The organism is Tenggerimyces flavus (assembly GCF_016907715.1).
Classification (GTDB): domain Bacteria; phylum Actinomycetota; class Actinomycetes; order Propionibacteriales; family Actinopolymorphaceae; genus Tenggerimyces; species Tenggerimyces flavus.
This window is the reverse complement of record NZ_JAFBCM010000001.1, coordinates 5,623,456-5,637,809: the sequence shown is the minus strand read 5'-3', so window position 1 is coordinate 5,637,809 and position 14,354 is coordinate 5,623,456. Positions and strand designations below refer to the sequence as shown.

The window sequence follows — 14,354 nt, the reverse complement described above, 5'->3', positions numbered from 1 at the left end:
GATCTTTGACACCGGCCCTCAGCCTGCCCAGGATCCCCACACGGGGATCCCTTCGGTGGCGAGGAGGATCGATGTCCGGCATCACACGTCGAGACGTGCTCAGGGCCGCGGGCGCGACGGGCCTGGCGCTGGCGACCGCGGCGGCCTGCAGCGACGGCGGCAGCTCCGGCAGTAACGGCGGCAAGGCCAAGGTTCGCATGTGGACCTGGTACGGCGAGCAACGCGAACAATGGCCCGCGCTCATCAAGGAGTTCGAGGCCAGTCACACCAACATCACCATCGAGAATCGCATCTTCGGCGACACCGACGCCTACCTGCCCGCGCTGCAGACGAGCGTCACCGGCGGCGACCCGCCGGACATCTACGCGCCGCACGTGCTCGCGATCGAGTACGGCAAAGCCGGCATCGCCCTCGATCTGAAGGAAGCCTTCGGCGAGGACTTCCTCAAGGGCTTCTTCCCCTCCACCAACGACGAGTACACCGACGACGGCAAGCAGTACGCCCTCGGCTGGATGGCCCAGACGTTCGGCATGTACTACAACCCCACCCTCCTCGACAAGGCCGGCGTCGACGTGCCCGAGACCTGGGACGACCTCATCGCCGCCTCCAAGGCGATCAAGGAGAAGACCGGCCTGATCCCCTGCTCGCTCTCCAACAACCCCGGCCCCACCGGCCTCGACTTCATGCTGCCGCTCATCACCCAGGCGAGCGACAAGCCGCAGCTCATCCTCGACCTCGACGCCCAGCGCAACGGCGCCAAATGGAGCGACAAGGCCGTAGTAGAAGCCCTCGCCAAGGTCAAGCAGCTCGTTGACGAGGAGTGCTTCGCCCCCGGCATCAACGGCGTCACCAGCGAGCAGGCGAGTACGGCCTTCACCAACTCCAAGGCCACGATGTACTACTCCGGCTCCTGGGAGCCGCAAGGCTTCCGTACGTCCGCGCCCAAGGCCTTCGTCGACGCCTACCAGGTCGCCGAAACCCCGGCGTGGAAGCAAGGCGGCAAGCACTGGTGCGCCAACCAGGCCGGCGCCGGCCTCGCCGTCTCAGCAGCGAGCAAGAACGCCGAAGCCGCCGTCGAGTTCCTCAAGTGGGTCTACGAACCCGACCGGTACTCCAAGATCATGAACGACTCCAACAGCATGCCCTCCACCATCGCCGCGGCGGAGCAGATCTCCGACCCGTTCATGAAGAAGATGACGAGCTGGCTCACCGCCGGCAACGGGTGCGGCCACATCCTGTTCGGCAAGGGCTCGTCCGACGCCGCGGCCGGCCAGCTCGCCGCGGTGATCGCCGGCGACAAGACACCCGAGGAAGGCGCGAAGGGCATCCAGGAAGCGGTCGAGAAGGCCCAGGCCCGTTGAGCGCGAGCACCGCGACAGTCGGCAGGTACAGCGGCCCGAAGCTGCAGCGCTACCTGGTCGGCTACCTGTTCATCCTGCCGATCGTCGCGTTCTTCCTCACGTTCGTCCTCTACCCGTTCGCCAGGTCGTTCTACATCAGCCTGACGCAGTGGGCCGGCTTCGGCGTGCCGCGCTTCGTCGGGCTGATGAACTACCAGAACCTGCTGGACGACCCGATCTTCTGGCAGTCACTCAGAACGACCCTCGTCTACACCGTCGTCTCCACGATCCTGCAGACGATTCTCCCACTCCTGTTGGCCGTTCTGCTCGCCGCCGGCTGGCGGGGGAGCGTGCTGTTCCGCACGATCTTCTTCATGCCGCAGGTCGTCTCGCTCGTCGTCAGCGGCGTGCTCTGGCAGATCATGTACGACGGCAACTTCGGCCTGATCAACGAAGCCCTGAAGGGAATCGGGCTCGGCGGCCTCGCGCACAACTGGCTCGCCGACCCCAACACCGTCCTGCCCGCGATCCTCGTCGTCTCGCTCTGGCAGTCCGCCGGCTTCTTCATGCTGATCTACTTCGCCGGCCTACAAGGCATCGACCAGACGTTGTACGAGGCGGCGAAGGTCGACGGTGCCACCAAGCTCAAAGAGCTGTGGTACATCACGGTTCCGATGCTGCGCCCCGTCACCGCCGTGGTCGTCACGCTCAACGTGCTCGGCGGGGTCAAGGCGTTCGAGCTCATCTTCGTCATGACCGGCGGCGGGCCGAACCACGCGTCGGAGGTCCTCGGCACCTACCTGTACGGCCTCGCGTTCGGCTCGACCGCCGGCGCGATCCCCGTCGTCGGGTACGCGACCGCGGTGAGCATGGTCGTGTTCGTCCTCGGCATGGCCGCCGTCTTCCTCCAGTTCTGGATGACGAGGAGGGCGCGCGATGTCTAGCACCCTTCAACAAGCAACAGTGACGAGGAACGGCCAGGCCGAAGCAGACAGGCAGAGCCGGCGCCGCTACCAGACCAAACGAGGCATCGCGCGAACGATCGGCTACCTCGCGCTCACCCTGCTCTCGGTCGGCACCGCGTTTCCCTTTGTGTGGATGGTGTTGACGTCCCTGCGCGCGAGCAACACCGTCTTCAGCGAAGGCATCATCCCCAGGACCTTCACGTTCGCCGCGTACGTGCAGGTCTGGACCCAGGTGAACCTGCCGAGGAGCTTCCTGATCAGCCTCTGGATCACCGGGGCCACCGTGCTCGCGGTGGTGTTCCTCGCCACGCTCGCCGGGTACGCGTTCGCCAAGCTCGACTTCCCCGCCAAGCGCATCCTCTACTTCACGCTGCTCAGCACGATGCTGCTCCCCGGCACCGCCGTGATCGTGCCGCTGTTCCTCGAGCTGAAGCAGTTCAACCTGCTCGACACCTCGTCCGGGCTGATCTTGGTGTACATCGGCACCAGCCTGCCATTCGCGATGTTCCTCATGCGCGCCTTCTTCGAGACGCTCCCCGCCGAGCTCGCCGACAGCGCCCGCGTCGACGGGGCCAGCGAGTTCCGCATCTTCTGGAGTGTGATGCTCCCGCTCGCCGGCCCGGGCGTCGCCACGCTCGTCATCTTCCAGTTCATGTTCACGTGGAACGAGTTCATCCTCGCCAACACCCTGCTGCAGACCCCCGACAAGCTCCCGCTGCAGCCCGTGCTGCTGTCCATGCAGGGCCAGTACTCCACGAACTGGCCGATCCTCTGCGCCGCGCTGGTGATCTCGATCGTGCCGATTGTGGTCGTCTACGTGCGGATGCAGCGTCAGTTCGTGCAGGGTCTGACCATGGGTGCGCTCAAAACCTGAGATGACTGAGTTCAAGCAATGAAGGAGATCCGCGTGACAGACGCGATAGGCATGACGTACGTCGAGATCGGCGTCACCGATCTCGGCCGGTCGGAGGAGTTCTACGGCGGCCTGCTCGACCTCCCGCTCGGCGACACCAGCACCGACGCGGACGGGCACAAGGTCCGTACGCTCCAGGCTGGCCCCGCCGAGGTGAGGCTCGTCGAGGTCGGCGCGGACGGTCGGGAGAACAACTGGGACCGCGACGACCTGCAGTGCGGGATCCGGCACTTCGGGCTGAAGGTCGCCGACATCGACGGCTGGGTCGAACGGCTCAAGGCCGCCGGCGTCCAGTTCACCCTCGACCCGCTGGACGCGTTCGGCGGGGTACGGATCGCGTTCTTCTTCGACCCCGATGGCGCCTACCTGGAGTTCGTCCAGGGGTACGTCCAGCACAACAACCTCTGGTCGCAGGAGCTGGTCGACGCCGAGATCTCCGCCGACAAGGGCTGGGTCGGCGCGCCGCGCTTCGACCACATCGCGGTCACCGTGCCCGACCTGGACGAGGCGCTCGGGTACTACCGCGACGAGCTGGGTCTCGGCGTCGCCGGGCAGCTCGTCCGCGAGGACGACCCGCGCGGCTTCCTCATCACGAACCTGCGCAGCCTCGACGGCGCCGGCACGCTCGAGGTGTTCACGTACGGCGAGGCCACGCACCGCCGCGACGGCGTGGGCGAGCCGGACCGGATCGGCCTGCGGCGCTTCGGGTTCGACGCCAAGGCCGGCGCACCGGCAGGCAGCGCGGTCGGTCCGGGAGACGTGCCGCTGGTGGTCGCCGGATGACCACGCTGGAACGCCGGCCGCTCGGCGGCACGGGGCTCGAGGTCACGCCGGTCTGCCTCGGCGGCGGCGTGCTCGGCAGCATGCCCAGCATCTTCGGGTACGACGTGCCGGCCGAGCAGGGGATCGCGACCGTACGGGCGGCGCTGGAGTCGCCGATCAACTTCCTGGACACCTCCGCGGGCTACTCCGACGGGGAGAGCGAACGCCGCGTCGCCGCCGCCCTCGCCGAGGTCGGCGGGCTGCCCGAGGGGCACGTGCTCGCGACCAAGGTCGACCCGGACCCGGAGACCGGCGAGTTCGACGGCCCTGCCGTACGCCGATCCGCCGAGGCCAGCCTGGAGCGGCTGGGGCTCGAACGGTTCCAGCTGCTGCATCTACACGATCCGGAGGGCATCGGGTTCGAGGCCGCGATGGCACCGGGCGGCGCGGTCCACGCGCTGCTCGCGCTCAAGGAGGAGGGCCTCGCCGAGCACCTCGGCGTGGCCGGCGGCGACATCGAGCTGATGCGGCAGTTCGTCCGGACGGGCGCGTTCGAGGTCGTGCTCACCCACAACCGGTTCACGCTCGTCGACCAGTCCGCGACGCCGTTGCTGGACGAGGCGACGGGTGCAGGGGTCGCGGTGCTCAACGCGGCGCCGTTCGGCGGCGGCATCCTCGCGAAGGGGCCGGAGGCGTTGCGGAAGTACGCGTACGCCGACGCCAAGCCGGATGTGCTCGAGCGTGTACGCGCGATGGCCACCCTGTGCGCCGAGGCCGGCGTACCCCTGGGCGCGGCTGCCCTGCAGTTCTCGACCAGGGATCCGCGGATCACCTCGACGGTCGTCGGCATGTCGTCGCCGGAACGGGTCGAGCAGGCCGTCGACTGGGCCACCTGGCCGATCCCCGACGACCTGTGGCAAGCCCTCTCACCTCTCACCAAGGACTAGGAGCCGACGTGACCAACAGCTTCCCGGAGGGCTTCGCGTGGGGAACCGCCACCGCGAGCTACCAGATCGAAGGCGCTGTGGACGAGGACGGGCGCGGGCCGTCCATCTGGGACACGTTCGCACGGACGCCCGGCAAGACCGCGAACGGCGACACCGGTGACATCGCGTGCGACCACTACCACCGCTACGCCGAGGACGTCGACCTGATGGCGTCGCTCAACTTCACCCACTACCGCTTCTCGATCGCCTGGCCCCGGATCCAGCCGACCGGCAGCGGCGCGTTCAACCAAGCGGGCTTCGACTTCTACCAACGACTCATCGACAAGCTGCTCGAGACCGGCGTTCAGCCCTGGGTCACGCTCTACCACTGGGACCTGCCGCAGCCGCTGGAGGACGCGGGCGGCTGGCCCGTACGGGACACGGCCGAGCGGTTCGCCGACTACGCCGCCGAGACGTACGCACGGCTGAACGACCGGGTCCAGTACTGGACCACGCTGAACGAGCCGTGGTGCTCGGCGTACCTCGGCTACGGCAACGGCGTCCACGCGCCCGGCCGGCAGGAGCCGGAGAAGACGATCGCGGCCGTGCACCACCTCAACCTCGGCCACGGCCTCGCGGTCGAACGGATGCGCTCGATCAGGGCCGACCGCCAGCTCGGCATCACGCACAACACCCCGATCGTCGCGCCCGCAACCGACAGCCCCGAGGACAAGGACGCCGCCCGCCGCGCCGACGGCTTCGGGCTGCGGATGTTCCTCGACCCGATCCTGCTCGGCCGCTATCCCGAGGACATGCTGGAGGACCTGAGGGCGGCGCAGGTCGACCTGAGTTTCCTCAAGGAGGGCGACGAAAAGCTCATCGCGCAGCCGATCGACGTTCTCGGCATCAACTACTACAACCCCTCGACCGTCCGCCGGCGTGCCGAGCCGGAGCCCGAGGGCACGGTCCGGCTGTATCCCGGTGGCGGGGACCTGGAGGGCGTCAAGCGCGGCTTCCCCGAGTCCGACATGGGCTGGGAGATCGAGCCGGACGCGCTGCGCCGCCTGCTGGTGAAGATCCACACCAACTATCCGCCGATCGCGTTGTACGTCACGGAGAACGGCATGGCGTGCAAGGACGTCGTCGCCGACGACGGCACGGTAGACGATCCCGACCGGATCTCCTACTTCGACGGGCATCTGCGCTCGTGCCGGCAGGCGATCGAGGAGGGCGTCGACCTTCGCGGCTACTTCGCCTGGACGTTCACCGACAACTTCGAGTGGTCGTTCGCGTTCACCAAGCGGTTCGGCCTGGTGTACGTCGACTACGCCACGCAGGAACGGATTGCGAAGTCGAGCGCCGCCTGGTTCGCCGGTGTGGCGAAGTCCAACGCGCTGCCAGAAGCAGCGGTCTGAGGAGTACAAGTGGACACGGTCCTCCGCCCTGACCTGTTCGCCGGGAGGTCGGTCCTCGTCGTCGGGGGCACGGGCGGCATCGGCGGGGCGGTGGCCGAACGGTTCGGCGAGCTCGGCGCGAAGGTCACCGCCGCCGGGCTGCCGAGCGACGCCCCGCTCCCGACGGGCACGAAGTTCGTCCAGGTCGACATCTCCCGCGACGGCGAGCTGGAGAGCGTCGTCGAGGAGTTGGGTGAGCTGCACGTCCTCGTCAACTGCGCCGGCATCATCCGCCGCAAGCTGGAGTACAAGCTCGACGTGTTCGCGCAGGTCGTGGACGTCAACCTGACCGGAACGATGCGCGCGTGCGTCGCCTCCCACGACCTGCTGGCGGCGTCGCAGGGCTGCATCATCAACATCGCTTCGATGTTGAGCTACTTCGGCGGGCCGCTCGTGCCGGCGTACTCGGCGAGCAAGGGCGGCGTCGTCCAGCTCACCAAGGCGCTGGCGGTCGCGTACGCCGAGGACGACATCCGGGTGAACGCCGTCGCACCCGGCTGGATCCGTACGGACCTGACGGCCGCGCTCCAGGACGACCAGGAGGCCGAGCGGCGGATCCTCGACCGGACGCCCCTGCGTCGGTGGGGGATGCCGGCGGACGTGGCCGACACCGTGGCGTTCCTGGCCTCGCCGGCAGCCGCGTTCATCACCGGCGCGGTGGTGCCGGTCGACGGGGGATACCTAGCGGCCTAGCGGTCCGGCTCGTCGAAGAAGCCCAAAAAGAACATCGGATCGCCGCCCGACAGGCGGTGGCGTGCGGCGAAACTGAGCGAGCCGGAGCCGCTACAAAGATGGCTAGAGGAGATCGATGAGCGACGACAACAACATCGTGTTCGGCAAGGTCCTGGAGTCCCAGGGCGTCCTGCAGGAGATCGCGATCCCGGCGGTCCCGGACGACGACCGCGTCTGGGTCGAGCAGGAGCCGAACGTGTTCTTCCGGCCGCTGATGTTCAACACCGTGGTCGGGCAGTGGTGCAACCTGCTCCGCGTCACCCGGTCTGGGATCGTGTCCAGGCACCGGCACCCGGCGGCGGTGTACGGCTATGTCATCAAGGGCAAATGGCACTACTACGAGCACCCGTGGATGGCCGAAGCCGGACACTTCGTCTACGAGCCGCCGGGGGAGATCCACACGCTCACGGTGCCCGAGGACTGCGAGGAGATGATCACGTTCTTCAACATCACGGGCGCGATGATCTACCTCGACAACGAGGGCCGGCAGATCGGGTACGAGGACGTCTGGACGAAGATCGAGCTGTGCCGCCGGCACTACGAGAAGGTGGGGCTCGGAGCCGACTACGTGAACCAGTTCCTCAGGTAGCGTGGAGGTCTGACGCAGCAGGAGGCCGGCATGGACCTGGCGCAGATCTACCGGTACCGGTTGGACTGGATCGCGAGCTTCGTCGCGGTCGCGCAGTATGGCGGGTTCTCGGCGGCGGCCGGGGCGCTCTACCGTTCGCAGCCGCGGATCAGCATCTACGTGGCTGAGCTGGAACGCGCGTTGGGCGTGAAGCTGTTCGACCGTTCGATGCATCCCGCCGTCCTGACGCCGGAGGGGCGGGCGATCCTGCCGCACGCGCTGGAGATGCTCGAGCAGCTGCAGGCGTTGGCCGACGAGGCCTCCGCTGCAGACGGCGTCATGCACGGCGAGGTCCGGCTCGGCATCTATCCGAGCGCTTCGGCGTTCCTCATCCCCGAGCTGTTGGTGCAACTCGGGCGCGTCCATCCGCACGTCAAGCTCGTCTTGCGCGAGGGCGCGACGAAGGAGCTGGACAGCATGTTGCTCAACGGAGACGCGGATCTCGCGATCCGTCCCGTTCTGCCGCCGGTGATGGGCGACAAGCTGGCCCGCGCGGTGCTGTGGCGCGAGCCGCTCGTGGCGGTCGTGGGCGCTTCGCATCCGATGGCGCGGGAACCGTTCGCGCAGCTGGGCGAGCTCGCGGGGATGGACCTGATCACGATCGGCGAGGACGAGGACCGGACGAGCTCGCAGTTCGAGACCAACCTCGCGTTCGACCAAGCGGGGTTAACGCCTCATGTGTCGTTCCGGACCAACCAGCCGCAGACGCTGGTGGCGCTGGTGCGGCGCGGGTTGGGTACGGGCGTGACGAACTGCCTGGCGATGACGACGTCCAACCTGGACGGCGTACGCCTCGTACCGATCGCCGACGCCCACTGTCAACGCGAGGTTGCGATGTGGTGGCGGTCGGACCATCCGCGGTCGCCGGCGACGTCGGCCGTGCACGACCTGGTGTCCGCGATCGCGCCGCCGCGGTGGTCGTGGATCGAGAACGTGTTGCAGCCGGCGTCGGCTGAGTGATCGGAGTCTTTGATGGAAGACCACGGGATAGATTTGCGTGTCCTGGCGCAGAACGAGCTCGCACAGGCTCGGGAGACGGGCCACGACGTCTCTTCGTATTCGTCACGGGTCGAGTCGGATCCGGGTGCTGTGCTGGACGAGCTTGGTGCGTTGGGGTTGGCCCCTGGGTGGACGTACTCGGAGCCGACGGAGTGGGAGGCGCTGTTTGCTTCGCTGCCTGCCGTTCCGGTCGTTCCGGTGGCGTTGGACGCCACGTACCGGGACCGCGTGCACGGCGCGTGGGCAGGGCGGATCGCGGGGAACATGCTGGGCAAGCCGGTCGAGGACGGCGACTTCTGGACGGTCGCGAAGCTGCGGCGGTACCTGGAGCTGGCTGGTGCGTACCCGCTGACCGACTACGTGCCGGTGCTCGACGCGCCGCCGGAGGAGTTCGCATTCGTCTCGCGGTGGACGGAGACGGTGCGCGGGCAGGTCGACGGGTCGTCGCGGGACGACGACGTCGACTACACGGTGCTGGCGTTGCATCTGCTGGAGGTACACGGGCGTGCGTTGACGCCTGAGGACGTGGGGGACGCGTGGCTGGAGCGGTTGCCGTTCCGGCAGACGTATACGGCTGAGCGGGCGGCTTACCGGAACCTCGTGCGTGGGCTGCCGGTGCCGGAGACGGCGACCTGGCGGAACCCGTACCGGGAGTGGATCGGAGCGCAGATCCGGGCCGACGCGTTCGGGTACGTGCTGCCGGGCGACCCGTTGGGCGCGGCCCGGTTGGCGTACGCGGACGCCTCGCTGTCGCACGTCGCGAACGGGGTGTACGGGGAGATGTGGGCCGCGGCCCTGGTGTCGCTGGCGTTCGGTGCGTCGTCCGTGCGGTCCTTGGTGGAGGACTCGTTGGCCGTCGTACCGCCTCAGTCGCGGCTCGCCGAAGCGGTGCGCGACGTCCTCGCCCTGTCGTCGCGCGGGCTGTCGTGGGACGCGGCGATGGAGGAGATCGAGTCGCGGTATGGGCACTACCACTGGGTGCACACGATCAACAACGCCGCAGTGCTCACGGCGGGCTTGTTGTGGGGCGAGGGCGACTTCACCCGAACGATCGCGCTCACCGTGCAAGGAGGCCTTGACACCGACTCGAACGGAGCGACAGCGGGCTCGGTGGCGGGAATCCTCAACGGCCTCAGCGGAATCCCCCCGCACTGGGTCGAACCGTTGCACGACCGCGTCCGGTCGGCTTTGTTCGGCTTCGACAACGTGCGCATCTCCGACCTCGCCGACCGCACGATCCGCGTAGCCGAGTCGTTCCGAGGTTAGGCTCCGCGGCGTGCGCTACTACGACGTCTTCGAACCCGACCCGCTGGGCGACATCGCCGAGCTGGGGTTCGTCATCGTGCATGCGAAGACGGGTGTGGGCTGGTTCAACCAGTACGGCGGCTACAAGTGCAAACACGGACGGGTTGAGGGCTTTCTGCTGCCCACCCACCTTTCCGATGCTCGGCCGTTGTTGGACCAGCTCTTCCTGAGGGACCTGGCGATGTCCGGCAGCCCGGTCGAAGGGCTGACGCCTCCACAGCAAGGTGCGCTCGCGACGGCTGTCGAGAAGATCTGTGTCGGCAAGCCGACGACGGATCTAGGTGACTGGCCGCTTGATTACGACTGGTTGCGGCTGGATCCAGCTCGGATCGCGGAGGCGGACGAGGCGTGGGTGCCGGTGCTCGTCGACGGTGAGCCGGGGACGCTCGTATGGATGAACTCCGACTAACACCGGCAGCGCCGCCTCAGACGACGGCGCCGTCGCTGTCGTCGGGTGGGCCGCCGCGGGTGCGGAACAGCAGGATCAGGAGGCCGGCGACGAAGGCGACGACGCCGACCGGGGCGAACCAGTACGGGACGTAGCCGGCCGCCATCACCGACAGGATCAGCAGGATCGGGCCGCCCAACGCGCCGGCCCACGCGGCCTTCATCAGCGGGTCGAGGCGGGGGAGCGGCGGCGGGGGCGGCGGGATGAAGCGGTCGGCTGCCCGGGCCGCCTCCTCGCGCTTGGCCTCGTTCGCCTCGGCGGCCGAGATCGCCTCCGCGGCGGCCACCTCGGCATCCGAGGGCGAGTCGTCGGAGTCGTCGGAGGACGGCTTCTCCTCCGTGGACACCTTCTTGGCCGACGGCTCGTCCACATCCTCCTGCGCCGGCCACGGGTGCACGTCCCGCGCGGGGTCGGCGTCGGCGTGGAAGCCCGCGACGATGTCCGCCCAGATCCGGTCCTCGTCCCGTTCGACGGCCGGCGCGGCAGCCGACGCCGAAGGCGCCTCGGGCAGCGGAACGGGCGACGCCAGCTCCTCCAGCTCAGCGAGCTGCCGGTCCAGGATCTCCCGCGCCGACTCCTCGGCCCCGGAGTCCACGAACAGCCGTTCCAGCGGCCGGACCGGCTGGGTGAGGTTGATCGCCGCCGTGGGCGACGCGGCGGTCGGCTCGACGTACGCCGCGATCCCGCTCTCGCGCAGCGCCTCCAGCACGACGTCCGCGGTGCTCGGGTCCAAAGAGGCGATCGCCACGTACGACTCGGCCTGTAGGCCGTTTCCGCGCAAAATCGCCTCCCCTGCTACGCGCGTCTATTTCGATCGAATCTACCCGGTGGCCCGCATCCGAACGAGCCGCTCGACGAACACGAGAGACTCCTCGAAGATCGTCGGCGCGTCGTTGTCGAGCGTGGCCACATGGTAACTGTCGTGGAGCACGTGCTCCTCGATTTCTCGCGAGCCGACCCTCGCCCGCAGCAGGCGCATGCTGGCGCCGTCCACGACGTGGTCGACGGTCGAACGGAACACCAGCAGCGGCTGCGTCACCCGCGGCAGCGCGGCGCCGACCTCGCGCCACAGGTCCTTGAGCGAGGCGAGCGCGTGCAGCGGGAGGCGGTCGTACGCGTTCTCCGCGACGCCCGGCTTCTTGATGTCGTTCCCGAGACCGGGGAACGACGGCGTGATCCGCCGGAGCAAGGGCAACGCGATGAGGCGCGGGTCGTTGTTGACGAGGGACGGGTTCACGACGATGACGCCCGCGACCTTCGCGCCGTGCTGCTCGGCGAGGCGGAGGACCAGCGCGCCACCCATCGACTGGCCGGCGACGACGACGGTCTCGCACTGGTTCGAGAGCTCGAGGAACGACTGCTCGACGGAGGCGTACCAGTCCGGCCAACCGGTGTGGTTCATCTCCTGCCAGCTCGTCCCGTGCCCCGCCAGTCGGGGCGACGCGACGCGGAGGCCGTTAGCGGCCAGGTACTCGGCCCACGGCCGCATCGAGGCGGGGGAGCCGGTGAAGCCGTGCGAGAGGAGCACGCCCACGGGACCGTCGCCGGCGAGGTAGGGGACGGCATGCGGCTGGACCTGCACGGACACCTCCTGCATGGGTTTGCGCGCATCGTCGCACGCCGTGGTGGCTCAGTCGAGGAACTGTACGTTTACGGATGCGTCACGTTCTGGCATTGCCCCTGCGCGGAGCGGGGCCTAGGGTGCGGATGAGAGACGGAGGTCGGCTTGTTCTACTGGTTCCTCAAGGTTTTCGCCCTGGGCCCGCTGCTCAAGGTGATCTTCCGCCCGTGGGCCGAAGGGCTCGAAAACCTCCCGAAGGAAGGGCCGGCGATTCTCGCCAGCAACCACCTGTCGTTCTCCGACTCGGTGTTCCTGCCGTTGGTCTCGAAGCGTCGGATCACGTTCCCCGCGAAGCTCGAGTACTTCACCGGCAGGGGGCTCAAGGGTCGGCTGACGGCGTTGTTCTTCCGAGGGATCGGGCAGGTGCCGATCGACCGTTCCAGCGGCCGTGCGGCCGAGCCGGCGCTCGCGGCGGGGCTGAAGATCCTCGAGCGGGGTGAGCTCTTCGGGATCTATCCCGAAGGGACGCGGTCGCCCGACGGCCGGCTGTACAAGGGCAAGACCGGCGTCGCGCGGATGGCCCTCGCGTCGGGTGCGCCGGTGATCCCGGTCGCGATGGTCGACACGGACAAGATGCAGCCCCCAGGCCGCGCGCTGCCGAAGATCATGCGGCCGGGCGTGAAGATCGGCAAGCCGCTGGACTTCTCGCGGTACGAGGGGATGGAGGACGACCGGTTCGTGCTCCGGTCGATCACCGACGAGATCATGTACGAGCTGATGGAGCTGTCCGGCCAGGAGTACGTCGACGTGTACGCCCAGTCGGCGAAGGACGAGCTGACGGCCCAGAGCAAGCGCCGCTCGGGGACCGAGGCGGCGGAGCTGCCCAGCACCGCGGCCGAGGCGGACGTCCGCAAGGCCAGCTGACCCCCGACCCACCCCTCGCGCCGCCGTGATCATGTACGTGATCATGAAGCCGTAGCCGCCGTATACGCCAGTTTGCCTTCACGATCACGTACATGATCACGGGGCAGGTCAGCGGCGTCTCGCGTGGTGGACAGGTGGTCCGTACCTCGAAACCCCCTGCCCGCATCCCGTTCAGCTGGCGCCACTACGCTCGACCCGACCGGTTGTTCTTGCAGTCTTCGAAAGGACTGTCATGCGTGTCGGTGTCCTCACCGGCGGGGGCGACTGCCCTGGCCTCAACGCCGTGATTCGCGCCGTCGTGCGCAAGGGCGTCAGCCAGTACGGCTATGAGTTCCTCGGCTTCCGCGACGGTTGGCGCGGGCCGTTGGAGAACGTGACCACGGAGCTCGGCATCCCGCAGGTTCGCGGCATCCTGCCGCGCGGCGGAACGATCCTCGGCTCCTCGCGGACGAACCCGTTCAAGGTCGACGGCGGCGTCGAGCGGATCAAGGAGAACCTCGCCAGCAACAGCGTCGACGCACTGGTCGCGATCGGCGGCGAGGACACCCTCGGGGTCGCGACGAAGCTGGCCGAGCTCGGCGTGCAGGTCGTCGGCGTTCCCAAGACGATCGACAACGACCTGAACGCGACCGACTTCACCTTCGGCTTCGACACCGCGGTCAACATCGCGACCGAGGCCATCGACCGCCTCCACACGACGGCTGAGTCGCACCACCGGATCCTCGTCGTCGAGGTCATGGGTCGGCACGCCGGCTGGATCGCCCTGCACTCCGGCCTCGCCGGCGGCGCGAACGTGATCCTCATCCCCGAGCAGCCGTTCGACATGGACAAGGTCGTCGGGTACGTCGAGAGCCGGTTCCAGACGCAGTACTCGCCGATCATCGTCGTGTCGGAGGGCGCCTCCCCGAAGGAGGGGACGTTCGCGCTGCACAACGAGGAGCTGGACGCGTTCGGCCACGTACGCCTCGGCGGCATCGGCAACCTGGTAGCGGCGGAGCTGGAGAAGCGCACCGGCAAGGAAGCCCGCGCGGTCGTTCTGGGTCACACCCAGCGCGGCGGTACGCCGACCGCGTTCGACCGTTGGCTGGCGACCCGCTTCGGCCTGCACGCGATCGAGGCCGTGCACGACGGCGCCTGGGGCCAGATGGTCGCGCTGCGCGGCACCGACATCGTCCGCGCGCCGCTGGGTGACGCGACGAAGGAGCTCAAGCTGGTGCAGCCGGAGCTCTACTCCGAGGCCGAGGTGCTGTTCGGCTGACCCAGCCTCGGCTGGTCATAGAACGTGACGTTGCCGTCGGTGCCGAACGCGACACCGACGAACGTCTGCGGCGCCTCCGGGCTCTCCCAGAGGAAGCGCAGGATGCCGTCTGTCACAGGCGCGAAGGGTACCCCGTAGC

16 protein-coding genes are annotated in these 14,354 nt (G+C 68.3%); 13 read left to right on the top strand and 3 right to left on the bottom strand.

Annotated elements, in window-relative coordinates; genetic code table 11:
* Nucleotides 1-71: 71 nt before the first annotated feature.
* From JOD67_RS26335 to JOD67_RS26285, 11 genes are all read left to right on the top strand, one after another.
* Entirely contained in the window at nt 72-1,361 is a 1,290-nt protein-coding gene (locus JOD67_RS26335; RefSeq protein ID WP_205120381.1) for an ABC transporter substrate-binding protein, read from the top strand.
* Nucleotides 1,358-2,284, top strand: a complete 927-nt coding sequence (locus JOD67_RS26330) for a carbohydrate ABC transporter permease (protein WP_205120380.1) — start codon at nt 1,358-1,360, stop codon at nt 2,282-2,284. Before JOD67_RS26335 ends, JOD67_RS26330 begins: the two co-directional genes overlap by 4 nt.
* Entirely contained in the window at nt 2,277-3,179 is a 903-nt protein-coding gene (locus tag JOD67_RS26325; RefSeq protein WP_205120379.1) for a carbohydrate ABC transporter permease, read from the top strand. Before JOD67_RS26330 ends, JOD67_RS26325 begins: the two co-directional genes overlap by 8 nt.
* A 33-nt stretch (nt 3,180-3,212) precedes the next feature.
* The gene (locus JOD67_RS26320) at nt 3,213-4,001 is read left to right on the top strand and encodes a VOC family protein (protein ID WP_205120378.1); all 789 of its coding nucleotides are present in this window, start codon (nt 3,213-3,215) and stop codon (nt 3,999-4,001) included.
* A complete protein-coding gene (locus JOD67_RS26315; RefSeq protein WP_205120377.1) occupies nt 3,998-4,927 on the top strand; it encodes an aldo/keto reductase in 930 nt (309 codons plus the stop codon). Before JOD67_RS26320 ends, JOD67_RS26315 begins: the two co-directional genes overlap by 4 nt.
* 8 nt (nt 4,928-4,935) lie before the next feature.
* Nucleotides 4,936-6,321: a GH1 family beta-glucosidase gene (locus JOD67_RS26310; RefSeq protein ID WP_205120376.1), complete on the top strand. Its 1,386-nt coding sequence runs from the start codon at nt 4,936-4,938 to the stop codon at nt 6,319-6,321.
* A gap of 9 nt (nt 6,322-6,330) precedes the next feature.
* Nucleotides 6,331-7,053, top strand: a complete 723-nt coding sequence (locus JOD67_RS26305) for an SDR family NAD(P)-dependent oxidoreductase (RefSeq protein ID WP_205120375.1) — start codon at nt 6,331-6,333, stop codon at nt 7,051-7,053.
* 115 nt (nt 7,054-7,168) lie between these two features.
* A complete protein-coding gene (locus tag JOD67_RS26300) occupies nt 7,169-7,681 on the top strand; it encodes a 2,4'-dihydroxyacetophenone dioxygenase family protein (protein WP_205120374.1) in 513 nt (170 codons plus the stop codon).
* 30 nt (nt 7,682-7,711) lie between these two features.
* The gene (locus JOD67_RS26295) at nt 7,712-8,680 is read left to right on the top strand and encodes a LysR family transcriptional regulator (protein WP_205120373.1); all 969 of its coding nucleotides are present in this window, start codon (nt 7,712-7,714) and stop codon (nt 8,678-8,680) included.
* Between the two features lie 129 nt (nt 8,681-8,809).
* Nucleotides 8,810-9,985 (top strand): ADP-ribosylglycohydrolase family protein, encoded by a 1,176-nt coding sequence (locus tag JOD67_RS26290; RefSeq protein WP_205120372.1) that lies wholly within the window; start codon nt 8,810-8,812, stop codon nt 9,983-9,985.
* Nucleotides 9,986-9,995: 10 nt separating this feature from the next.
* Nucleotides 9,996-10,433 (top strand): DUF6210 family protein, encoded by a 438-nt coding sequence (locus JOD67_RS26285; RefSeq protein ID WP_205120371.1) that lies wholly within the window; start codon nt 9,996-9,998, stop codon nt 10,431-10,433.
* Between the two features lie 16 nt (nt 10,434-10,449).
* Here JOD67_RS26285 and JOD67_RS26280 read toward each other — a convergent pair whose 3' ends face one another.
* Entirely contained in the window at nt 10,450-11,253 is an 804-nt protein-coding gene (locus JOD67_RS26280; RefSeq protein WP_205120370.1) for a hypothetical protein, read from the bottom strand.
* Nucleotides 11,254-11,292: 39 nt separating this feature from the next.
* Complete coding sequence (locus JOD67_RS26275; protein WP_205120369.1) at nt 11,293-12,054, bottom strand: alpha/beta hydrolase; 762 nt, start codon at nt 12,052-12,054, stop codon at nt 11,293-11,295.
* 144 nt (nt 12,055-12,198) lie between these two features.
* On the opposite strand from JOD67_RS26275, the gene JOD67_RS26270 reads away from it, so the two are divergent.
* Together JOD67_RS26270 and JOD67_RS26265 are read left to right on the top strand one after the other, a co-directional pair.
* Nucleotides 12,199-12,957, top strand: a complete 759-nt coding sequence (locus JOD67_RS26270) for a lysophospholipid acyltransferase family protein (protein ID WP_205120368.1) — start codon at nt 12,199-12,201, stop codon at nt 12,955-12,957.
* 232 nt (nt 12,958-13,189) lie between these two features.
* Nucleotides 13,190-14,215: a 6-phosphofructokinase gene (locus JOD67_RS26265; RefSeq protein WP_205120367.1), complete on the top strand. Its 1,026-nt coding sequence runs from the start codon at nt 13,190-13,192 to the stop codon at nt 14,213-14,215.
* Here JOD67_RS26265 and JOD67_RS26260 read toward each other — a convergent pair.
* The gene (locus JOD67_RS26260) at nt 14,185-14,331 is read right to left on the bottom strand and encodes a hypothetical protein (RefSeq protein WP_205120366.1); all 147 of its coding nucleotides are present in this window, start codon (nt 14,329-14,331) and stop codon (nt 14,185-14,187) included. The two genes, JOD67_RS26265 and JOD67_RS26260, sit on opposite strands and share 31 nt — an antisense overlap.
* Nucleotides 14,332-14,354: the final 23 nt, after the last annotated feature.

Bases quoted from the DNA above. Each gene is read 5' to 3' on its own strand.
- JOD67_RS26315 (WP_205120377.1), top strand. From the start codon at position 3,998: ATGACCACGCTGGAACGCCGGCCGCTCGGCGGCACGGGGCTCGAGGTC.
- JOD67_RS26335 (WP_205120381.1), top strand. From the start codon at position 72: ATGTCCGGCATCACACGTCGAGACGTGCTCAGGGCCGCGGGCGCGACG.
- JOD67_RS26325 (WP_205120379.1), top strand. From the start codon at position 2,277: ATGTCTAGCACCCTTCAACAAGCAACAGTGACGAGGAACGGCCAGGCC.
- JOD67_RS26295 (WP_205120373.1), top strand. From the start codon at position 7,712: ATGGACCTGGCGCAGATCTACCGGTACCGGTTGGACTGGATCGCGAGC.
- JOD67_RS26265 (WP_205120367.1), top strand. From the start codon at position 13,190: ATGCGTGTCGGTGTCCTCACCGGCGGGGGCGACTGCCCTGGCCTCAAC.
- JOD67_RS26300 (WP_205120374.1), top strand. From the start codon at position 7,169: ATGAGCGACGACAACAACATCGTGTTCGGCAAGGTCCTGGAGTCCCAG.